This window comes from Cryobacterium sp. GrIS_2_6, from assembly GCF_035984545.1.
Lineage (GTDB): Bacteria > Actinomycetota > Actinomycetes > Actinomycetales > Microbacteriaceae > Cryobacterium.
Map to the genome: position 1 here is coordinate 3,543,686 of NZ_JAXCHP010000001.1, position 21,381 is coordinate 3,565,066.

Annotated in this window: 19 protein-coding genes and 2 tRNA genes; 12 read left to right on the top strand and 9 right to left on the bottom strand. The window is 66.7% G+C overall.

What is annotated here, in order from left to right; all coding sequences use genetic code 11:
• Nucleotides 1-22: 22 nt before the first annotated feature.
• A complete protein-coding gene (locus RCH22_RS17140) occupies nucleotides 23-1,384 on the top strand; it encodes an amidase domain-containing protein (protein WP_327014860.1) in 1,362 nt (453 codons plus the stop codon).
• 96 nt (nucleotides 1,385-1,480) lie between these two features.
• A complete protein-coding gene (locus RCH22_RS17145; protein WP_327014861.1) occupies nucleotides 1,481-2,245 on the top strand; it encodes an amidase domain-containing protein in 765 nt (254 codons plus the stop codon).
• Nucleotides 2,246-2,542: 297 nt separating this feature from the next.
• Here the strand turns inward: RCH22_RS17145 and pgm are convergent, their stop codons facing one another.
• Complete coding sequence (pgm, locus tag RCH22_RS17150; protein WP_327014862.1) at nucleotides 2,543-4,159, bottom strand: phosphoglucomutase (alpha-D-glucose-1,6-bisphosphate-dependent); 1,617 nt, start codon at nucleotides 4,157-4,159, stop codon at nucleotides 2,543-2,545.
• 35 nt (nucleotides 4,160-4,194) lie between these two features.
• On the opposite strand from pgm, the gene pheA reads away from it, so the two are divergent.
• The gene (gene pheA, locus RCH22_RS17155; RefSeq protein ID WP_327014863.1) at nucleotides 4,195-5,130 is read left to right on the top strand and encodes a prephenate dehydratase; all 936 of its coding nucleotides are present in this window, start codon (nucleotides 4,195-4,197) and stop codon (nucleotides 5,128-5,130) included.
• Between the two features lie 96 nt (nucleotides 5,131-5,226).
• Here pheA and RCH22_RS17160 read toward each other — a convergent pair whose 3' ends face one another.
• On the bottom strand, nucleotides 5,227-6,219 hold the full coding sequence (locus tag RCH22_RS17160) for a diacylglycerol kinase family protein (RefSeq protein WP_327014864.1): 993 nt from the start codon (nucleotides 6,217-6,219) through the stop codon (nucleotides 5,227-5,229).
• A gap of 48 nt (nucleotides 6,220-6,267) precedes the next feature.
• Here RCH22_RS17160 and serS point away from each other — a divergent pair, with 48 nt between their 5' ends.
• From serS to RCH22_RS17185, 5 genes are all read left to right on the top strand, one after another.
• A complete protein-coding gene (gene serS / locus RCH22_RS17165; RefSeq protein WP_327014865.1) occupies nucleotides 6,268-7,533 on the top strand; it encodes a serine--tRNA ligase in 1,266 nt (421 codons plus the stop codon).
• A complete protein-coding gene (locus tag RCH22_RS17170; RefSeq protein ID WP_327014866.1) occupies nucleotides 7,530-8,339 on the top strand; it encodes an HAD family hydrolase in 810 nt (269 codons plus the stop codon). Before serS ends, RCH22_RS17170 begins: the two co-directional genes overlap by 4 nt.
• Before the next feature lie 152 nt (nucleotides 8,340-8,491).
• A tRNA-Ser gene (locus RCH22_RS17175) sits at nucleotides 8,492-8,576 on the top strand.
• A 41-nt stretch (nucleotides 8,577-8,617) separates the two neighbouring features.
• Entirely contained in the window at nucleotides 8,618-9,901 is a 1,284-nt protein-coding gene (locus RCH22_RS17180) for an LCP family protein (RefSeq protein ID WP_327014867.1), read from the top strand.
• 94 nt (nucleotides 9,902-9,995) lie between these two features.
• Nucleotides 9,996-10,086 (top strand) — tRNA-Ser (locus RCH22_RS17185).
• 247 nt (nucleotides 10,087-10,333) lie between these two features.
• Here RCH22_RS17185 and RCH22_RS17190 read toward each other — a convergent pair.
• Complete coding sequence (locus tag RCH22_RS17190; protein WP_327014868.1) at nucleotides 10,334-10,807, bottom strand: aromatic ring-opening dioxygenase LigA; 474 nt, start codon at nucleotides 10,805-10,807, stop codon at nucleotides 10,334-10,336.
• A 247-nt stretch (nucleotides 10,808-11,054) separates the two neighbouring features.
• Here RCH22_RS17190 and pgi point away from each other — a divergent pair, with 247 nt between their 5' ends.
• A complete protein-coding gene (gene pgi, locus RCH22_RS17195) occupies nucleotides 11,055-12,782 on the top strand; it encodes a glucose-6-phosphate isomerase (protein ID WP_327014869.1) in 1,728 nt (575 codons plus the stop codon).
• A gap of 53 nt (nucleotides 12,783-12,835) precedes the next feature.
• Here the strand turns inward: pgi and RCH22_RS17200 are convergent, their stop codons facing one another.
• Nucleotides 12,836-13,387 (bottom strand): TetR family transcriptional regulator, encoded by a 552-nt coding sequence (locus tag RCH22_RS17200; protein WP_327014870.1) that lies wholly within the window; start codon nucleotides 13,385-13,387, stop codon nucleotides 12,836-12,838.
• A gap of 106 nt (nucleotides 13,388-13,493) precedes the next feature.
• Between RCH22_RS17200 and RCH22_RS17205 the strand changes: the two genes are divergently transcribed.
• The 3 genes from RCH22_RS17205 to RCH22_RS17215 all read left to right on the top strand — a co-directional run bounded on the left by RCH22_RS17205 (nucleotide 13,494) and on the right by RCH22_RS17215 (nucleotide 16,800).
• Nucleotides 13,494-14,321, top strand: coding sequence for an oxidoreductase (locus tag RCH22_RS17205; RefSeq protein WP_327014871.1), 828 nt, complete (start codon nucleotides 13,494-13,496; stop codon nucleotides 14,319-14,321).
• Between the two features lie 143 nt (nucleotides 14,322-14,464).
• Entirely contained in the window at nucleotides 14,465-15,709 is a 1,245-nt protein-coding gene (locus RCH22_RS17210) for an IS256 family transposase (protein WP_323505389.1), read from the top strand.
• Nucleotides 15,710-15,897: 188 nt separating this feature from the next.
• Nucleotides 15,898-16,800 (top strand): IS982 family transposase, encoded by a 903-nt coding sequence (locus tag RCH22_RS17215; protein ID WP_327012721.1) that lies wholly within the window; start codon nucleotides 15,898-15,900, stop codon nucleotides 16,798-16,800.
• A gap of 11 nt (nucleotides 16,801-16,811) precedes the next feature.
• On the opposite strand, the gene arr is transcribed toward RCH22_RS17215, so the two are convergent.
• The 5 genes from arr to RCH22_RS17240 form a co-directional block, all read right to left on the bottom strand.
• Entirely contained in the window at nucleotides 16,812-17,240 is a 429-nt protein-coding gene (gene arr, locus RCH22_RS17220; protein WP_327014872.1) for an NAD(+)--rifampin ADP-ribosyltransferase, read from the bottom strand.
• A 139-nt stretch (nucleotides 17,241-17,379) separates the two neighbouring features.
• Nucleotides 17,380-18,168, bottom strand: coding sequence for an SDR family oxidoreductase (locus RCH22_RS17225; protein WP_327014873.1), 789 nt, complete (start codon nucleotides 18,166-18,168; stop codon nucleotides 17,380-17,382).
• 39 nt (nucleotides 18,169-18,207) lie between these two features.
• Entirely contained in the window at nucleotides 18,208-19,182 is a 975-nt protein-coding gene (locus RCH22_RS17230; protein ID WP_327014874.1) for a fumarylacetoacetate hydrolase family protein, read from the bottom strand.
• Nucleotides 19,179-20,228, bottom strand: coding sequence for an amidohydrolase family protein (locus RCH22_RS17235; protein WP_327014875.1), 1,050 nt, complete (start codon nucleotides 20,226-20,228; stop codon nucleotides 19,179-19,181). Before RCH22_RS17235 ends, RCH22_RS17230 begins: the two co-directional genes overlap by 4 nt.
• On the bottom strand, nucleotides 20,225-21,361 hold the full coding sequence (locus RCH22_RS17240) for an FAD-dependent monooxygenase (protein ID WP_327014876.1): 1,137 nt from the start codon (nucleotides 21,359-21,361) through the stop codon (nucleotides 20,225-20,227). Before RCH22_RS17240 ends, RCH22_RS17235 begins: the two co-directional genes overlap by 4 nt.
• Between the last annotated feature and the right edge of the window lie 20 nt (nucleotides 21,362-21,381).

Genomic DNA, 21,381 nt, shown 5'->3' on the forward strand with positions numbered 1-21,381 from the left:
TTCGCCGTCCAGAAACGATTTTGTGCGCCCCCATACACGTCCTGAAGGTCCCGCCCGCTCCCGCCATCGCCGGGAAGATCCACTGCAACTCCGCCCCATCAGCCCTACCCGACCGACCGATTCGCCGTCCTCGGACTCCCTGTCGACAGGCTCCCGGGCGACCGCCTCCCGCTCCTCCGATTCCCTCGGCGTCGTCCGTTCCCGGCACCGCCTCGAGAAGGCGCCGTCCGGCCACCGCCCGCTGATCTGGCTGGCCGGCTCGGCCGCCGCCGCCAGCCTGTGCTTCGGTCTCTTCGTGCCGCTCTCGAGCCAGGCGTCCGCCGGAGCCGCGAACGCGGCATCCGCCCCACTCGCCGCCTCGCGCCCGGTGCCGGCGAGCGTCGTGGCCGCCGTGCCCGTCGTGGCCGGCAGCCCCGTCATCTACAGCGCGGTGAGCGCCGGCGATGGAGGGTCCGCGGGCCCGGTCACCGGTGGAACGGTCGTCCGCGTCACCGGCTCCGGGCTCGCGGGAGTGTCGGGCGTGAGCTTCGGCGGCAACGCCGGCAGCGTGCTCTCGGCGACCGACACGATGGTCACCATCTCGACGCCCGCATCGACCGACTACGGCACGGGTTCCGTGCCGGTCTCGCTCGTCGACAGCACCGGGGCGGTTGTTCCCGTCGCGAGCACTCCGGCGGATGCCGCGAACGCCGCTACGTCGGCCGCTACAGCAGCCGCCGCGTCGAAGGCATCTTCGGTCGCGTCGCTCTCGCAGGCGATCACGCCCCTCGTGGATGCCGCGGCACCCCTCGCCGCCGCGACCCCGGCCCCGAGCGGCGCACCGAGCACCCTCGCGAGCACCGGCGCCGCAGCCGACACCTCACCCGCAGTGGCCGCCGCCGGCGTGAGCCCGCTCACCTTCCAGTACGTCCCCGACCCGCGCATCACGGCTCAGATCGACTACGTGCGCGCCCACTGGAACTCCTACAATTCCGCCGTCTACGGCTCTATCGGCGGCAATGACTGCGTCAACTTCACGAGCCAGTCGCTGATCGCGCGCGGCTGGACGATGGACGCCGAGTGGTCCTATAGCGCAGCAGGCGCCGGATACAGCTCTGCCTGGTCGAGCTCGACCGCGTTCGCCGCGTACCTGTCCGCCCACCCCGAGCGTGCCACGCCGCTCACCGCCGGCGAAAGCAGCCGGGTCAAGGTGGGCGACATCGTGCAATTCGACTGGGACCGCTCCGGCGACAAAGACCACACCGGAATCGTCACCCGCGTCGTCAAGGACTCCTCGGGAACGCACCTCTATTACGCAGGTCACACCGAAGATAGCCGCGACAAGTCCGTCGAGGAATCCCTCGCGAACACCGGGGGAACGGTGAGCTACTGGAGCGTCGCCTAGCCCGGCGATTCAGCGACACTTCATAGCTTGGCGGGCAGTTTTCCCATTGAAGTGTGATTATCTGGATATATCCCCCCCAAATGAGACGAGGAATTCGTGCAGTTCACCCGACGCTTTCGCATCAGCGCAGCCGCGCTCGCGTTCGCTGCTCTCGTGATCGGCACCGCCGCCGTCGCATCGTGGGGCAACGACGATTCAGACTCGGCGCGAGCGGAGACCGCCGCCTCGGCGACCCCGACAGACACCGCGACCCCCCGGGCGACACCGGCGGATGCCGGTGCTCCCGTCGCCGTCGACACCGCGCCTGTCGCCACCGCAACGCCGACACCCGCCCCGGCGCCCGTGACGACCGCTGCGCCTGCCCCCGTCGCGGCGGCCTCGACCGGTGGAGTGCAGGCCCAGGTCGACTACATGATCGCGCACTGGACCGAGTACAACACGGCGGACTACGGCATCATCACCGACAACGACTGCGTCAACTTCACGAGCCAGTCCCTGATCCAGCGCGGCTGGGCCATGGACGGCAGCTGGTGGTCCAAGGGCACTGGCTCGTCCTTCACCCACTCGAACGCCTGGGTCAGCTCGACCGCGTTCCGCAACTACCTCGCGAGCTCGGGACGAGCGACCGCACTCACCGACCAGCAGCGCGACCAGGTCAAGGTCGGCGACGTCGTGCAGTTCGACTGGGACAACTCGGGCGACCGCGACCACACCGGCGTCGTGACCCGCATCGAGGGCAGCGGCGACGACATCGTCATCTACTACGCTGGCCACACCGACGACACCGACTACCGTTCCGTCGACTACGCGATCACCGTGAAGCACCCGGGCGCCACCGCGTACTACTGGAGCATCCCCTAACCACCGGTCGCGTCACACGACGGATGCCGCCGCCCACGTGTTCGGGGCATCGCGCCCGCGCCGGTTTCGGCAGGCCGCGCCCTCTCTCGTTCGCGCCCGCGCCGGTTTCGGCAGGCCGCGCCCGCCGTTTCGGTAGCGGCGCGCCGAAGTGGGTGCGACGGTGGGCCGGTCCGCCGAAACGGGCGCGACGGCGAGACGAACCGGTCGACCGCAACCCCGAGCGTGACACAGACGGATGCCGCCGCCCGCGCCCGCCGACCGGCGAACGTGCGCGACGGCATCCGTCTACGAAAGCGTCTACGCGATGGCGGCGTCGACGATCGCCTTCGCCTCGAGCTGCACCTGGCGGAGGTGCTCCGGGCCCTTGAAGGACTCGGCGTAGATCTTGTAGACGTCCTCAGTGCCGCTCGGCCGGGCCGCGAACCAGGCGTTCTCGGTTACGACCTTGAGACCGCCGATCGCGGCCCCGTTGCCGGGGGCGTTGCTGAGCTTCGCGAGGATCTTCTCGCCCGCGAGCTCGGTCGCGGTGATCGCGTCGCCGTCGAGCTTGCCGAGCTGGGCTTTCTGAGCGGGCGTCGCCGCGGCATCCACCCGGGCGTATGCCGGGTCGCCGAAGTGCTCGACGAGTTCGGCGTAGCGCTGGCTCGGGCTCTTGCCGGTGACGGCGAGGATCTCGGAGGCGAGCAGGGCCAGCAGGATGCCGTCCTTGTCCGTCGTCCAGACCGTGCCGTCGAAGCGCACGAAGCTCGCACCGGCGCTCTCCTCGCCTCCGAACGCGACCGAGCCGTCGATGAGGCCGGGCACGAACCACTTGAACCCGACCGGCACCTCCCAGAGGTCGCGGCCGAGGAAGCCGGCGACCCGGTCGATCATCGTCGAGGAGACGAGCGTCTTGCCGATCGCGGCGTCCGCGCGCCAGCCCTCACGGTGGCTGTAGAGGTAGTCGATCGCGACAGCGAGGAAGTGGTTCGGGTTCATCAGACCGCCGTCCGGCGTGACGATGCCGTGCCGGTCGGCGTCGGCGTCGTTGCCGGTGAGGATATCGAAGTCGTCCTTGTGGGCGATGACCGAGGCCATCGCGGAGGGGCTCGACGGGTCCATCCGGATCTTGGAGTCCCAGTCCAGGGTCATGAAGCGCCAGGTCGGGTCGACCTTGGGGTTCGTGACGGTGAGGTTGAGCTCGTAGCGGTCGCGGATCGCTCCCCAGTAGCCGACGCTCGCGCCGCCGAGGGGGTCTGCGCCGATGCGGATGCCGCTCGCCTTGATCGCGGCCATGTCGATGATGTTCTCGAGGTCGTTCACGTACGCGCCGCGGAAGTCGTAGGTCTCGACCGCGCTCGGTTCGCTCATCTTCACGTCGAGGAGTCCGCCGGCGATGAGCTCGTTGGCGCGCGCGGCGATCCAGGAGGTGGCGTCGCTGTCGGCCGGTCCGCCGTGCGGGGGGTTGTACTTGAAGCCGCCGTCGGTCGGCGGGTTGTGGCTCGGGGTGACGACGATGCCGTCGGCCTCATCGGTGTTCCCGGCCCGGTTGTACGCGAGGATCGCGTGCGAGAGCGACGGAGTGGGCACGTAGTCGTCGAACTCGTCGACGAGCACGCGCACACCGTTGCCGACGAGCACTTCGAGGGCCGTCGTATATGCCGGAGCGCTCAGCGCGTGCGGGTCCGTCCCGATGAAGAGGGGGCCCGTGATGCCCTGATTGGTGCGGTACTCGACGATGGCCTGCGTCGTTGCGATGATGTGGTTCTCGTTGAAGGCCGTGTTCAGCGAACTACCACGATGCCCGGAGGTGCCGAATGCCACCCGTTGGGCGGGCACGGTCACATCGGGTTTCAGGTCGTAGTACGCCTTGACCAGCGCGTCGACATCGATCAGGTCTGATTCCAGGGCCGGAGTGCCCGCACGTTCATTCATGTCCCCAGTCTGGCACTGCAAGTAGGCTGTGAGCCATGTCCGAGACGCGCAAAGCCAGCTACAGCTTCCTGGGGCCGGCGGGCACCTTCACCGAGGCGGCACTCGCCCAGGTGCCCGAGGCGCGCGGCCAGGCCTGGCGCTCGGTCAACAACGTGGGCGAGGCGCTCGCCGACGTCGTCTCCGGCCGCAGCGTCGCCGCGATGATCGCGATCGAGAATTCCGTCGACGGCGGCGTGTCCGCCACCCAGGACGCGCTCGCGAAGGTGCCGGACCTCCGGATCATCGGCGAGTATCTCGTGCCGGTGAACTTCGTGCTCGTGACCAGACCGGGCACGACGCTTGCCGACGTGAAGGTCGTCGCCGCGCATCCGGTGGCCTATGCCCAGTGCCGCGACTGGCTCGAGACGCACGTTCCGCACCACGGCCATATCCCGTCCTCGAGCAATGTGGCGGCGCCCGCCTCCCTGATCGAGACCGAACAGGCGGATGCCGCGGTCGCCCCTCCGGGGATCGAGAACCATCTCGACCTCACGGTTCTCGCCACAGACATCGGCGACAACCCGAACGCCGTCACCCGGTTCGTGCTGGTCAGCCGAACGACCGTGATCCCGGCCCGCACCGGTGCGGACAAGACGAGCCTCATCGTCGAGCTGCCGGAGGACCGCGCGGGGGCGCTCCTCGAACTGCTCGAGCAGTTCGCGACCCGCGGGGTCAACCTTTCGCTGATCCAGTCGCGTCCGATCGGCGACGCGCTCGGTCGCTACCGGTTCGTGATCGACGCGGACGGGCACATCCACGACGAACGCGTCGCCGACGCCCTGCTGGGCCTGCGCCGGTTCAGCCCAAAGGTGATCTTCCTCGGCTCGTACCCCCGGGCCGACCTGCAGCAGAACGAGTACACCAAGCGCTACGACGATGACGTCTACATCGGCGCGCGCGCCTGGCTCGACGCCCTCCTCCGCGGCGCCTGACTCCGCCTGACCCTCCCCCTCCGCGAAAGCGGGTGAATAGTCGTTATGGCTTATCCAGAACGACGATTCACCCGCTTTCGCGAGAAAGAGGGGAGGTCAGGCGGCGGGCATCCGCACGGTAAGCGCGCCGGGGTCGGTCCGCAGGGAGACGGCGCGCACCGGGCCGAACTCGTCGCCGTCGATCTCGAACTCCTGCGGGTGCTCGAGCACGATCCTGATCCGTGAGCCCCGCAGCGTCGTCATCACGCGTTCGTTGTTCGACTCGCTCTGGGCGATGATCCTGCGCCCGACCGCGGAGCGGCGCAGCACGCCGTTCTCCCAGGTCACCCTGCGCCAGATGGTCAGCCAGCCGAGGACGCCCTTGGGCTGCAGAACGGCGATGTCGAGAATCCCGTCGTCCACCTGGGCATCGGGCAGGAACTGGATGTTGCCCGGCAGGACCCCGCAGTTCGCGACCAGGATCGTGCTCACGTGCGCCGGCCGGTCGGTGCGACCCTCGAGGCTATATCGGATGCGGAATGGCTTCGACTTCGGGATCACCCGCATTCCGGCATCGACATACGCGAGCCAGCCGACCTGTTTCTTGAGGTCGGCGTTCGTGTTGGCGATCATCTGGGCATCGAGCCCGAGGCCGGCCATCACCAGGAAGACGTGCTCTGCCTTCTCGCCCTCGGTGTCGGTGAGCACCGCGACACCCAGGTCGATCGCCCGGTCCACGCCGCCGAACGCGATCTCCACCGCCGCATCGAGGCTCGCGAGCGGCAACGCCAGGTTTCGGGCCAACAGGTTCCCCGTGCCGGCCGGCACGATCGCGAGGGCCACGCCCGTGTCGGACAGGGCCTCGGCGACCGCGCGCACGGTGCCGTCCCCTCCCGCCGCGAGCACCACGGATGCCCCCTGCTCGATCGCCGTCCGGGTCGCCCGCTGCCCGGCATCCGTCTCGGTCGTCGACAGCCACACCGTGCCCGACCACCCGGCGGCGGACTCCGCCGCTGCGACGCTCGCGCGGAGCTTGACCACGTCAACCTTGATCGGGTTGTACACGACGGCCGCTCGACGGACGCTCGGAGTCTCACCGGGAGTATTCACGGGGTAAGGCTAGCAAGGCGTTCCGGCGGGCGCTTGTAGACTGGCACGGTGATTGATCCTGTACTGCTGCGAGAGAATCCCGATCTGATCAAGCGTTCGCAGAAGGCGCGGGGCGCTTCGGTCGAAGCGGTCGGCGCCGCGCTCGCCGCGGACACGGCCAGGCGCACCTCGATCAAGGCTTACGAAGACCTGCGCGCCGCGCAGAACCAGTTCGGCAAGCAGGTCGCGAGCGCGCCCGCCGCCGAGAAGAAGGCCCTCGTCGCCGAGGCCCAGGCCCTCGCCGCCCGGGTCAAGGCCGCTGCGGCGATCGCGGCGGATGCAGAGGCGCACTTCACCGGGATCGTCCGCACCCTCGCCAACCCCATCATCGACGGTGTCCCTGCCGGCGGCGAGGAGAACTTCACCACGCTCCGCACCCACGGCGAGATTCCCACCTTCGACTTCGAGGCGCGCGACCACCTCGAACTGGGCGAAATGCTCGGCGCGATCGACATGGCCCGCGGCGCGAAGGTGTCCGGAGCGCGCTTCTACTTCATGCGCGGCATCGGAGCCCGGCTCGAGATCGCCCTGATGAACATGGCCCTCGACCGCGCGCTCCAGGCCGGGTTCATCCCCCTGATCACGCCCACCCTCGTGCGCCCTGAGATCATGGACGGCACAGGCTTCCTCGGCGAGCACGCCGACGAGATCTACTACCTTCCCGCCGACGACCTCTACCTCACCGGCACGAGCGAGGTCGCGCTCGCCGGGTACCATTCCGACGAGATCCTCGACCTGAATGATGGCCCGCTGCGCTACGCCGGCTGGTCCACCTGTTACCGCCGCGAGGCCGGCTCCGGCGGCAAGGATACGCGCGGCATCATCCGAGTGCACCAGTTCAACAAGCTCGAGATGTTCACTTACGTCCTCCCCGAGAACGCCGAGGCAGAGCACGACCGCCTCGTCGCCCTGCAGGAGGGCATGCTGCAGTCCCTTGGCCTCAGCTACCGCGTGATCGACGTCGCAGCGGGCGACCTCGGGTCGAGCGCGGCCCGCAAGTTCGACATCGAGGCGTGGGTGCCCACCCAGAACGCCTACCGCGAGCTGACCAGCACGAGCAACTGCACCACGTACCAGGCCCGCCGTCTGGACATCCGCTATCGCACCGAATCGGGCAAGACCGCGCCGGTCGCCACCCTCAACGGCACCCTCGCGACGACGCGTTGGATCGTCGCGATTCTCGAGACGCACCAGCGAGCGGATGGCTCGGTGCTCGTCCCCGAGGCGCTTCGGCCCTGGCTCGGCGGCCTCGACGTCCTCGAGCCGATCCGATGACCGCCACCGTCTCGCCCTGGCTCGTCGCCCTCGACATCGACGGAACCACAGTGCACGAAGACGGTTCGATCAGCCCCGCCGTGCTCGAAGAAGTACAGCGGCTCACCCGCTCCGGGCACGAGATCATGCTCGCGACCGGTCGTTCGACGGCGGCCACCCTGCCGGTGCTCGAGCGCCTCGACATCACTCCCCGGTACGTGGTCTGCTCGAATGGCGCGATCACCCTGCGCCGGGACCTGACCGCGCCGACCGGGTATCGCCGCGAATGGGTCGAGACCTTCGACCCGAGCGAGGTGCTGCTTTCGATCCGCTCGCACCTCGGCGACGCACGCTACGCCGTCGAAGACGAGCACGGCTTCTACCGGTACACCGAGCCCTTCCCGGATGCCACCATCGGCCTCGACAGTGAACACGTCGAGTTCGACGAGCTGCTCCGCCACGAGGCCACCCGCGTCGTCGTCATCTCGCCGGACCATGAGATGGAAGACTTCCTGCAGGTCGTCGAGCAGATGGGCCTCAACCGGGTGAGCTACTCGATCGGCTGGACCGCGTGGCTCGACATCGCCCCCGACGGCGTCAACAAAGCCACCGCGATGGAGCGGGTCCGAGCTGAGCTGGACATCCCCCGTTCCCGAGTGATGGCCGTCGGTGACGGACGCAACGACATCGAGATGCTCGAGTGGGCCGGGCTCGAGGGCCGCGGCGTTGCCATGGGCCAGTCCCCCCGTGAAGTGCTCGCGGCGGCCGGCGAGATCACCGGAGCCGTGCTCGAGGACGGCCTCGCCACGGTTCTCGCATCGCTCTGACGACCCTCCGGCACTCCTCCGGCACTCCTCCGGATCGCCTCGCTGCGGGCGTCCCAGTCGGCTGGCAGGGTGAGGAAGGCGCGATCGGCTAGAATCGGTCGGTATTCGTGTGTTGTCGACCGGGCGTTCTTCGCCGGACCGGGCCGCGAACGGGAGGGCTGTCCGAGCGGCCGATGGAGCCAGTCTTGAAAACTGGTGGACAGAAATGTCTCGTGGGTTCGAATCCCACGCCCTCCGCACGAACCCGTTACCCGGCCGGCACCACAGAAGGGATCTGAGTGAGCGACCAACCGAGACTCCGTTCCGCACGATCCCACAAGCTCAGCACCATCGCGCGGCACGGCCGGTTGAAGCACTCGAACCCGGTCGTCACCGTCGTCAAGTTCCTCGCAGCGGCCATGGCCGTCGTGCTCGTCAGCGGCGTCTCCGTCGCTGCCATCGCCACCCTTGACGTCGCATCGAGCGTGCAGCCCGGGGTGCACCTCGCCAACGAGACGAACGGCCCCGTCCCGCAGATCGGCGCCATCACCGGCGGCGTGAACCTCCTCATCGTCGGCAGCGACAGCCGCAAGGGCCAGGACCCGGCTTTCGGCCCGGAAGACTCCACGGGCGACCTCAACGACGTGACCATGCTCCTGCACATCTCGCAGGACCACACCAACGCCTCCGTAATCAGTTTCCCGCGCGACATGTTCGTGCCGATCCCGGCCTGCCCTGACCCGAGCGGTGGCACGTTCAATTCGATGAGCCGCCAGAAGATCAATACGACGCTCACCTACGGCGGGCTCGCCTGCACGGTGCTCACCGTCGAGAAGCTCACCGGCCTCACTATCCCCTTCGCCGCCGAGGTGCAGTTCAGCGGCGTGATGGCGATGTCCACCGCCGTCGGCGGCGTACCGGTCTGTGTCGCCGAGGAGATCCAGGACGAGTACACCGGCACCTTCCTCAAGCCCGGCATGCACACCCTCGAGGGTGTTGCGGCCTTGCAGTTCCTCCGTACCCGCCACGGTGTGGGCGACGGCAGCGACCTCACCCGGATCAACAATCAGCAGGTCTTCATGTCGGCCCTGGTTCGCACGATCAAGAGCGCGAGCACGCTGTCGGACCCGCTCAAGGTGTACTCGCTCGCGAAGGCCGTGACCGCCAACATGAAGCTCTCCGACAGCCTCAACAACGTCTCCGTGATCGCGTCGATCGCCGTCGCGCTCAAGGACATCGACCTGAACCAGGTCGTATTCGTGCAGGTGCCCACGGGCGGCACGACCGGCGGAGTCCTGCCGCTCCAGCCCGACTTCAAGGATCTCTTCACCGCGGTCGCGGCCGACAAGGCGCTCAAACTCGGCGGCACGACGGGGCGTGGCGCGACGCTCGACCCGAGCTCGACTGCGACCCCGACGCCCGCCGCGACGACGGATGCTTCCGCGACGCCCGCTCCCACGGCATCCGCCGGTGCCACCCCTGCCCCAACCCCGACGGACGCCACCACCCTGTCGCAGTCGGCGACCGGCCAGACCGCCGGGGAACTGACCTGCTCCGTCGGCCGCACCCTCAACAACCAGTAGGCGCGGGCCTTCGGGTACCAGTGCAAACGGATTCCGCCGGTACGGTTATGATTACACTCGTGTGTTTGCTCGGTGAATTCTGCGCAGGCGCCAAGGAGACGTCGCATAGTACGGCTTAGTGCACCACCCTGCTAAGGTGGAGTACCCTTCACGGGGTACCGTGGGTTCAAATCCCACCGTCTCCGCACGTGTCTTCCCCCTGCATCCCAGTGTTTTCAAGGGATGTGGGGGTTTTTTCTAGGCCAAAATCCTCTCGTGGCAATACTTCGGCACCACTTGAGAACGTGGCGTCCTGATTCGGGAGGCGGCAACGCGTTCAAGCGGGCGTCGGACGTCACGGGCGCGTCAACAGGGCCAGGGGTGAAATTCAGCCCTGGCGCGATATGGATCCCGCGGCGACAATCCCGAGAATTCAGGCGGCAGATTGATGAATCAGCGCGATCCACCTGCGTCGACTCGACGCAGTTGCGTACCCACGATCAGAAAGAAGGCACCGAGCCCGCCGGCGAAGGCGCTAACCCCGTAGGCGAGCACGGACGTCAGCAGCGAGGTGCGCAGCGATGTCCCTGTTGAAAGCGCCGCGCTCCGTTTGCGTAGCTCGACTGCCTCGTCGCTGGTCGCGTCAAGACCTCTCAGGGCCGCACTGATATCGGCGAATGTGCGCCCACCGGCTCCGTGCTCGGCATTGCTCTTAATGACGAGCGCCTCGACGTAGGCCGTCACCGGCCCCTGCACCGGCTTGCCCGCGAGAATGGGCGCATTGCCGGGCACTGTGATCTTTTCATCGCGTAGCTGCTTCGTCACCGTGAGCCACGCACCTGCTCCGACCGCGACGAAAAGCGAACCGGCCGCAATGGTGAGACCTGCGATGCGCCGAAGGGCGAATGCAGTGGGCAATGACGACATCGATCATCCTTTCGTAAAGCGCAACACCCGAGTGTCACACAGTTCTGCACGCCGACTCCAGATGAAACTCGCTTGTGACGTGAGTCGATCCGATTCCACCGAGCCCGCCGCCCGTCCCTGCTGCGTTTTGGTTGAACCGGTTAACGTTCCACGCTCGCCGACCACGGCCATAGGCTGGTAAGCGGTCCGCCTCGCTGAACTGCGGGAGTCGCGGGCGGTTTGCTGATCCATTGTCCAGGAGGAATCCATGACCGAATTCGCCCCCGTTGATCCCACGTCCACCGACGCTTGGAGTCAGCTCGCCGGCATCGCCGAGGGATTCTCGCCTGATCTTCGCGAATGGTTCGACACCGACCCCGGCCGCGCCGGTCGGTACACCTTTCAGGCAGGCGACCTCACCGTCGACCTGTCGAAGAACCTCCTGACCGAAGAGATCCTGGCCCACCTCCTGCAGCTCGCGAAGGACGTCGACGTCTCAGGCCGGTTCAACGCCATGATCACCGGCGAGCACATCAACGTCACCGAAGACCGTGCGGTTCTCCACACGGCGCTCCGCCGCCCGAAGAATGGCGCACACCTCGTGCCGCCAACCGGCTTCCTCGTCGACGGTGCGGATGTCGACGCCGACGTCCACGCCACACTCGACAAGGTCTACGCATTCGCCGACAAGGTGAGGTCCGGTGCGTGGACAGGTATAACGGGCAAGGCAATTAAGACCGTCGTCAACATCGGGATCGGCGGTTCCGATCTCGGTCCCGTCATGGTCTACGAAGCGTTGAAACCGTATGTTCAGGTGGGCCTCGAGTGCCGCTTCGTCTCGAACATCGACCCGACGGATGTCTACGAGAAGACCGCGAACCTGGACCCGGAGACCACCCTTTTCATTGTCGCGTCCAAAACGTTCGGCACCCTCGAGACCCTCACGAACGCCCGGTTGGCACGCGAGTGGCTCTGGAACCGGCTGCTCGACTCCGGCGCCATCGAGGACACTGACGCCGCCCGTGCTGCGGCCGTTGCCAAGCACTTCGTCGCTGTGTCGACCGCCCTCGACAAGGTCGCCGCATTCGGCATCGACCCCGAGAATGCCTTTGGATTCTGGGACTGGGTGGGCGGTCGTTTCTCGATCGACTCCGCTATCGGCACGTCCGTGGTCGTTGCGATCGGCCCGGACAACTGGCGTGGATTCCTGTCCGGTTTCCACGCCATCGACGAGCACATGCGCACGGCGCCCCTCGAGCAGAACGTCCCGGTCCTGATGGGTCTTCTCAACGTCTGGTACTCCAACTTCCTCAAGTCCCAGAGCCACGCGGTGTTGCCCTATGCGCAGTATCTCCACCGCTTCCCGGCGTACCTCCAGCAGCTCACGATGGAATCGAACGGAAAGAGCGTCCGCTGGGACGGGACAAGCGTCACGACCGACACCGGTGAGATCTTCTGGGGCGAACCGGGCACGAACGGACAGCACGCCTTCTACCAGCTCATCCACCAGGGCACGCGCCTGGTCCCCGCGGACTTCATCGCGGTCGCGAATCCCGCCCACCCGTTGAAGGATGAGACGGGCGACGGCGCCGCCGTCGAGCCAGGACAGGACGTCCACGGGCTGTTCATGGCGAACTTCTTCGCCCAGACCAAGGCGCTCGCCTTCGGGAAGACGGCCGCCGAGGTGCGTGCCGAAGGCACCGATGAGTCCGTGGTGCCGGCCCGCTCGTTCCGCGGGAACCGTCCGACCACGTCGATCCTCGCGCCGGCCCTCACGCCGAGCGTCGTCGGCCAGCTCATCGCGCTGTACGAACACATCGTGTTCACCGAAGGCACGATCTGGGGCATCGACTCGTTCGACCAGTGGGGCGTCGAACTGGGAAAGCAGCTTGCGCTTCAGGTCGCTCCCGCCGTCGACGGGGATGCGGACGCACTCGCATCCCAGGACTCCTCGACGAAGGCCCTGATCTCGAAGTACCTCGAGCTGCGCAACTGACGCCGAACGGCGGATCCATCGGTTCCCACTCCGACGGATCCGCCGAGAGGTCCTTAGCGCTGAATCACTGCGGCGACAGCCGCGCTGAGTTCTGCGCGGTGGTCGCGCAGGCGCTGCACTGACCACTGCCCATCCCCGGCCAGAACGCGCAGAGCGGGCGCTGCCATGAACCACGAGGTGACGAGACCCAGGACCAGGGCGAGGGTGTCGGCCGGATGGCCGTCGCCCGCGCTGGCCAGGCTCGCGACCTTCCGTGCGTAGGCGTCGATCTCGGCCCGGCTCGACTCGGCCCTCTCGAGCTGCGCCCACGCGGCAAGGCGCCCGAACAGGGGATTCGCAACGAGGAAGTCGAACAGGGCGCCCGCGTATTCCGTCAGATTCCGGGGATCGAACGGGACCTGGTGCTCGAGTTCCTCGAGCGATCTGGCGATGACGACGTCGAAAAGCTCTTCCTTGGGTCCGAAGTGAACGTAGATCGAGCGCTTGTTCGCGGCCGCCGCAGCGGCGATTCGATCCACTCGCGCACCCGCGAGGCCATACGTGGCGAACTCCGTGTGGGCGGCAGCGAGGATCCGCCGTTTCGTGTCTGTCGCATCGGGGGGCATGGATCCAGTGTAGATCGATAGTAACTATTTAGTTATTGACAATCAGATCGCTGTGTGCGAATCTTTGTAATTATCCAGTTAGTTACCTTAGAGAGGAACACACGCCATGACATCGAAAGTCGCGCTCGTCACCGGGGCATCGTCGGGAATCGGGGAGGCCACGGCTCGTGAGTTTCTCGAAAAGGGCTACATCGTCTACGCCGCGGCGCGACGGACCGAGCGGATGGCCGACCTCGGTCAAGCGGGCGCTCGCACCATCGAGCTGGACGTGACCGACGACGCCTCGCTCACGGCCGCCGTCGATCGCATCATCGGGGAAGCCGGCCGTGTCGACGTCCTCGTCAACAACGCCGGTTACGGGTCGTTCGGCGCTCTCGAAGACGTCTCTCTCGACGAGGCGCGGGCGCAGTTCGACGTGAACATCTTCGGACTCGCGCGCCTGACGCAGCTCGTCCTGCCCCACATGCGTGAGCAGAAGGACGGCTATGTCGTCAATATCTCTTCGGTCGGCGGCAAGATCTGGGAGCCGCTCGGTAGCTGGTACCACGCGACCAAGTTCGCCGTCGAAGGGCTCAGCAACAGCCTGCGGGTCGAGGTGGCCCGTTTCGGCATCAAGGTCGTCATCATCGAACCGGGCGTCATCCGGAGCGAGTGGAGCGACATCTCTGCAGACCACCTTGAGGCGACAAGCACCGGCACCGCATACAGCGACCAGGCCGCCGGCGTTGCACGGGCGCTGCGCGGAGCGAACAACCAGCGACTCGCCTCCGAACCCCAGGTCGTCGCGACGGCGATCGGCAAGGCCGTCAGCAGCAGGCGACCGCGCACCCGTTACGCGGTCGGCGGAGGGGCAGGATTCATCCTCTTCGTGCAGCGCCTGCTCACCGATCGCGGTTTCGACCGCTTCATCGCACGCACCATCGGTGCTGCCTGACTCGATCCCCGGCCGCTCCTCAGGGTTACGTCCCGGTGAGTGGTGTGGTTTCCCACTCTTGAGCGTTGCTTCGTCAACGTAAAGAGCCACCGTGGGATGGTCAGTGAGTACCGACTAAAGCAACTCACAAAGGACACCACACGATGGCTCTAAACCAGTCTGCCCTGCTCGACCTCCTCGGAGAACTCAAACTCACCGACGTCACCGACCGAATCCGCGTCGCGACCGAAACTCTCTACCAAGAACTCATCGACGCGGAAGCGACCGCGTTCATCGGCGCCGCCCCATTCGAACGCTCCGGCGACCGCACCACCCACCGCAACGGCACCCGAGCGCGCACCCTCAGCACGACCGCCGGGGACCTCGACCTGAAGATCCCGAAGCTGCGCGCCGGGTCCTTCTTCCCGGCCCTGCTCGAGCGTCGCCGGCGGGTGGACCAAGCCCTGTTCGCGGTCGTGATGGAGGCCTACGTCCACGGCGTCTCGACCCGGAAAGTCGACGACCTGGTCAAGGCCCTCGGCGCGGACACCGGGATCTCCAAGTCGGAAGTGTCCCGGATCTGCGCGGGCCTGGACGCTGAGGTGGCCGAGTTCCGCGACCGCACCCTCGCCGCGCAGGACTTCCCCTACGTGTTCCTCGACGCCACCTACTGCAAGGCCCGCGTCGGCCACCGGATCGTGTCCCAGGCCATCGTCGTCGCGGTCGGGGTGGCCGCTGACGGACGCCGGGAAGTCCTCGGCTTCGACGTCGGTGACAGCGAGAACGAGGGCTTCTGGACGTCGTTCCTGCGATCGCTCAAGACCCGCGGGCTCGACGGGGTCAAGCTAGTCATGTCTGACGCGCACACCGGCCTGAAGAAGGCCATCGGCACCGTGTTCCAGGGCGCCGGCTGGCAGAGATGCCGGGTGCACTTCATGCGCAACGTGCTCGCGGTGATCCCGAAGGGATCCCAGGACATGGTCGCCTCGATCATCCGCACCATCTTCGCCCAGCCCGACCGTGAGCACATCGAGAAGCAGTTCCTCGAGGTCACGACGATGCTCAGCCGCTCGCACCCGAAGGTCGCGGCGATGCTCGTCGACGCGCAACCCGACCTACTCGCCTTCGCCGCGTTCCCGCGGCGGCACTGGCGCCAGATCTGGTCCACGAACCCGCTCGAACGAGTGAACAAGGAGATCAAACGCCGCACCGACGTCGTCGGAGTGTTCCCCAACGCTGCCGCCCTGCTGCGCCTGGCCGGGTCGGTCTTGATCGAGCAGCATGACGAGTGGGAGGCCGGCGAACGACGCTACTTCTCCGAAGCATCCATGCTCGAGCTGGTTACCATGAACAACCCCATCGAGGTCATCGACGAGGCGGTGATCCTCCCCGAACTCGCCGCCGCCTAAGCTAGAACAACTGACCCGCATGGTGTTGAGAAACTCCACCACTCAGCGGGACGTGACCCTCCTCAGCACTGGACGCTCCTAGATGAGTGAGTCCTAATCGATTGGCTTGGATGGCGCCCGGTTAGTCGAATCTGACTTCCCCCGCGTGGACGCTGTTAATCGAAGGTGGAGGGTGTTAAACCCTGTTTGTGAAGACAGATCTAAACACCCTCCTGACCACACTGTACGTCCATCTAGACGATCGGATCATCCCCGCGCTGGGGTTCTCCAGACAAGGCCGGCCCGGGCGACCACCGGCCCTGACCGACATCGAGCTGCTCTGCCTCGTCGTCGCCCAACACCTGCTCGGCATCGCATCGGACCGCAAATGGATCCGCTACGCGAGTAAGCATCTGAAAGGCATGTTCCCGAACCTGCCCCAACAATCCGGGTGGGGCAAACGCGTCCGCCAAGCCACCGGTCTGCTCTCTGCTGTGATCACCGAACTCGCCCGGGATACCCCGTCCTGGGACGAGATCACCCGGCTGATTGACTCCACCCCGGTGCCCTGCGGCAAGTCCCGCGAGACCGTGAAACGCTCCGACTTGGCCGGACACGCCGGCTACGGATACTGCGCTTCCCACTCCCGCTACTTCTGGGGATTCCGCCTCTACCTCATCTGCACCCCAGGCGGAATGCCCGTCATCTGGGGCCTGGCCAACCCGAAGATCGGCGAACGCGAAGCCGCTCAGGCGATGCTCCGCCACGACCGCCACCTGATCCAATTGGGCCAAATCATCATCGGCGACAAAGGCTTCGCCGGGCGCGAGTTCGAAGGATTCATCACCGACGAACTCGGCGCACACCTAATCCGCCCCGACCGCAAAGACGAGAAGAAACGCTTCGGGAAACTCGGCGGCATCCGCCAATGGGTCGAGTCCGTCTTCGACACCCTCAAAGGCCAACTCACCCTCGAAGAACACGGCGGACGCACCATCCCCGGCGTCTACTCCCGCGTCGCAGGCCGACTACTCGCCCTCGCAGCCGGAATCTGGCACAACTGGCTCCTCGGAACCCCCAACAAACGATCCCTCATCGCCTACGACCATTAGGACTCACTCATCTAGTCGTAGATGACCGCGAGACCCTGGCACTTCAGTTCGGCGAGGCCGTCGCGCATGGCCTGGAGCCGGTCGGGGGAGTGCCCTGTCCAGTCTGCGAGTTCGCCGACGATCGTGACCGGCTCCCTGGTGCGGTATGACAGGGTCGGGTTCCCGGGGAACTTCTTGTCCGTCACGTTGGGGTCGTCTTCGAGGGCACCCGTAGGTTCGACGATGTAGATGCGGCCGCGGCCGTCTCCGGCCGCGAGCTCGGCTCCCCACGTCGCGGCATCCAGGGTTCCCGACACATAGACGTAATTCGTCGTTCGTCCGGCTTCGTAGTTGGATCCACGCCCCGGCACCAGCAGGTCTCCCACTGCCAGGTCCGCTTTCGTGCCGTGAAAGAGGGCCTCTGATTCGTTGATTTCGAATGGTCTGGGTTCCTGGGTCATGCGCACTCCCTGAAAGGTCGATTCACGATCGTACCCGACCGACCCCATGCGAGAACAGGGTGGTCAGGCGAAGGCCCGGATGGCGCTTACCCGCAGCAGGTCGAGCCTGGCAAAATCCGTTGCCTGACTCCGGCCAGCTTCAGCGGTGGTGTTCCGGGCGGTCGGGTGACGACCGGATCGCATCGGACATGACTTTGACGCCCATGGAGGAGGTGAAGCCTCCGTCGACCGGAATCTCGGCTCCGCTGATGTAGGACGCCAGATCCGAGAGAAGGAAGCAGACCACCGCGGCGACTTCCCCGGCCTGGCCGAGGCGCTCAAGCGGGGTGAGCGCGATCTGGGCTTCGGCCATGATGGCAGGAGCGCTCATCATCATCGTCGTCTGGATGTAGCCAGGATGGACGATGTTGGTCCGGATCCCTCGCGAGCCGAACTCGGTGGTCGCCACAGCGCTCAGGCCGCGGAGGCCCCACTTGCTCGCGGTGTATGCCACGGTGTGATGCGGGGTGAGCGCCGCAGAAGAGCCGACATTGACGATCGACGCACCTCGGGGCATGAATGGCAGCATGGCCTGAATTCCGAGCATGGGACCGGTGAGATTGATCGCGATGACCCGATTCCAGTCCTCCAGCTTGATCTCACCCAGCCGGGCGCGAAACGGCACTCCCGCATTGTTGACCAGGCCATCGACCGGCAGCTCGTTTTTGGTCAGACGCCCGGCCAGCCTCTCCCAGTCGTCCGGTGAGGACACGTCCAGCCGATGGTAGCTGATACCTGGGTGCGCCAGCTCGACGGGAGCGGTTTCGGCGAGGTCGGTCGCGACCACGGAGGCACCGCTTGCCACCAGCAAGAGTGCTTCCGCCAGGCCCTGCCCACTTGCCGCACCGGTGATGACCACGGTCTTGCCCGCGAGTCCCGGCAGGGCCATGAGCGGGCCCGGTGTCAGGAGCGGAGCATCAGGCATCCGTCACGACCATGATTTCGGGCGGATGCGCGCCGGCCGGACGGCGGGCAGCCCACTGCCGGCGATGACCCGGTTCTCGATCGCGCCGATGCCTTCGACTTCCATGCGCACGACGTCGCCGTCGGCCAGGGGCGGGGGCGTCTGCGAGCCGTTCCGTCCCCAGAGTTCGGCGAGGCATCCGTGGCCGGACGTTCCGCTGCCGAGCAGGTCGCCGGGAACGACGCGGGAATTGCGCGACGCGTACTGGACGAGTTCGGCAAAGGGCCAGCCCATGTGTGAGAGCAGGTCGCGGCCGAACTCGCGGCCGTTGACGGACACCGAAAGGGCCAGGGGAAGGAAGCCCTGGTCGTCATGGCGGCCCTCGAACTCGTCGGCGGTCACCACCCAGGGGCCGATGGTGTTCGCGAAGTCCTTGCCCTTGCACGGGCCGAGGCCGACCTTCATTTCGCGCCGCTGAAGGTCACGCGCCGACCAGTCGTTGAGGATCGTGTAGCCGAAGATGTGGTTGTGGGCCTGCTCACCGGAAAGGTCGGATCCGTCGCTGCCGGGAAGCGCTCCGATGATCGCAGCCACCTCGAGTTCGAAGTCCATCGCCATGCTGCCGCCTGGCCGGGCGATGTCCTCGCCGGTCGCTTTCAGGGTGTGGGGATTTGTGAAATAGAACGTCGGAGCCTCGTACCATTCCGGCGCAACGGCGACGTCCCCGGTGACGCTCCTGACGACGCCTTCGACGTGCTCCTCGAACGCCACGAAATCACGTATGGCGGGTGGCTGCAGTGGCGGCAGCAGCGTGACGTCGGCAAGGACGAGGGATGAGCTGGCCGATTCGACCGCCCGCTCGCCGGCAGCGAGGGCACTCGCGAGACCGAGACGGGTCAGATCCAGGATGGACATTCCGTGCGGCAGAGCGTGCAGCCTGTCGCCGACAACGACGCCCGAGGAAGTGATTTCATTGCGACGCCAGGTCGCGAATTTCATGATCCCACTCGATCGACGCGGGAAAGCGGCGTGAGACCGAGGAGCGCGGCGTTGCCCGAGGTGATGGCCGTGGTCGCCTTCTCCCCGAGTCTCCCCTGCAGTACCCGGTCTACCGGGTCGGTGACGCCCATGTCGAACGGATAGTCCGATCCCAGCAGCACCCGGTCGGCGCCGACGACGTCGACGAGGGCGCGGAGGGCTGACTCGGAGTGGACGAGCGAGTCGAAGTACAGCCGCTTGAGGTAGCTCGACGGCTTGTGCTCGCAACCCCTGGCTTCGGGGCGGACCGCCCAGGCATGGTCGCTGCGTCCCAGGAAGGTCGGCAGGTATCCGCCGCCGTGCGCGGCGATGACCGTCAGTCCGGGGTGCCGATCGAGCACTCCCGAGAAGATCAGATGCGATAGGGCAACCGCATTCTCCACGGGCTGGCCGACGGTGTTCGAGAGGTAGAAACGGTCCAGGCGGTCGTCGAGGGAGCAGCCGAAAGGATGCAGGAAGAGCACGGCTCCCAATTCCACGGCCCGGGTCCAGAACGGTTCGAGCCTCTCGTCGGAGAGCTCGATGCTGTGGGCATCGGCCTGACCGGGGGCGAAAGACGAGATCTCGACACCGGCCAAACCACAGTCGACAACGGCGTGGTCGAGAAGCTCCACCGCCAGGGCGGGATGTTGCAGCGGAGCGAGACCGAGGCCGATCAGCCGTTCCGGTTCGGCCGCGACGAGGTCGCGAATGCTGGAGTTGGCCTCCCGCGCGATCTCCCTGGCGAGATCCTCGGCGAGGAAGGGGTAGTAGTGCGACGGGGACGGGGAGACGAGCTGCACGTCGATTCCCGCCGCGTCCATGTCGGCCAGGCGGCGGCCAGTGCCCGTCAGCTGCGGAATGCGTGCCCCGACCATCGCTCCGGAGATCCTCAGGGACTCGAGCCCGTTGCGGGATGCCTCGAGCCTCTGGTGGGCGGAGAACCCCTCGGGGTCTGTCTCCGCGACGCGTTTCTGGAGAGCGGGAAACAACGCGTGCGCGTGACAGTCGACGACGGGGGAAGTCATGCCGGAACCCCCACCCGCGCCGAGATGCGGCCCATCAGGCCGGGAACGTCTGCGTCGCGGTTGTGTTCGAGCAGCCACTGGCCGAGTTGAACCGAAGCCTCGACGACCTCGCGGGCCCGGTCGAATCGCCGAGCCCGGAAGGACGCCCACAATTCCGGGGAGAGCTCACCGGCGGAGAGCAGCAGCTCGGCGAGCACCGCGGCATCCTCGAGGGACTGCGCAGCTCCCTGGGCAAGCGTCGGCGGGCAGGAGTGGGCGGCATCGCCGATAATGACGACGCGGCCGTGGTTCCAGGACTCCTCAACTGTGTGCGCTTCGAAGAAGGTGTAGTTCACCTCCCGCTCGTCGGTGATCAGCGGTCGGATGTCATCCCACGGCCCGTGGTATGCCGTACTGAGTTCACGCATTTTCGCGACGCGCTCCGGCCCGGTCAGGGTGAAGTTCGCGGCATCGGCGTCCTCGACGATATAGGCGTAGAGCGAGTCCCGCCCGGTCGGGCAGTATCCCGCGATATAGGACTGGCCGCCGTAGAAGAGGTCTGTACGGGTGATGCTCGCGGGACGGGGAGTGAACACCCGCCAGATGGCCATCCCGGTGGCCGCAGGCCTGACATCGATCCCCATCAGGGAACGCACGTGCGAGTGCAGTCCATCGGCGCCGATCACAAGGTCGTAGCGATCGGTCGTGCCGTCTCCGAGCACGACGTCGACCCCGTCATCGTCCTGCTCGAACGACACCAGACTCGTGCCGAACGACAGGGTGGCCCCGAGCCCCTGGGCGCGTTCGATGAGGATGCGCGCGAGCTCCGGACGCGGCATCCCTACGGTTGCCGGCAAGTCGCGTCCGCCCGTGCGGGCGTCTGGCATCTCGACGATGAGCGTGCCCGCCGGATCCGGGGCACGCAGGCCCAGGGTGTCGAAGCCGTATCCATGGTCCTCCACCTGCTCCCAGACGCCCAACTGGCGAAGCACGCGGAGCGCGTTGCCCTGGAGGGTGATCCCCGAGCCGATCGTGCTGACCTCCGGCTTCTGCTCGACGAGGCGGACTTCGACGCCGCCTTCGGCCAGGAAGATGGCGGCGGCCGTTCCGGCGACTCCACCGCCGACGACAAGCACCTTGTGTACTGCTGGCATGTCAACTCTCCTTCGGGTCA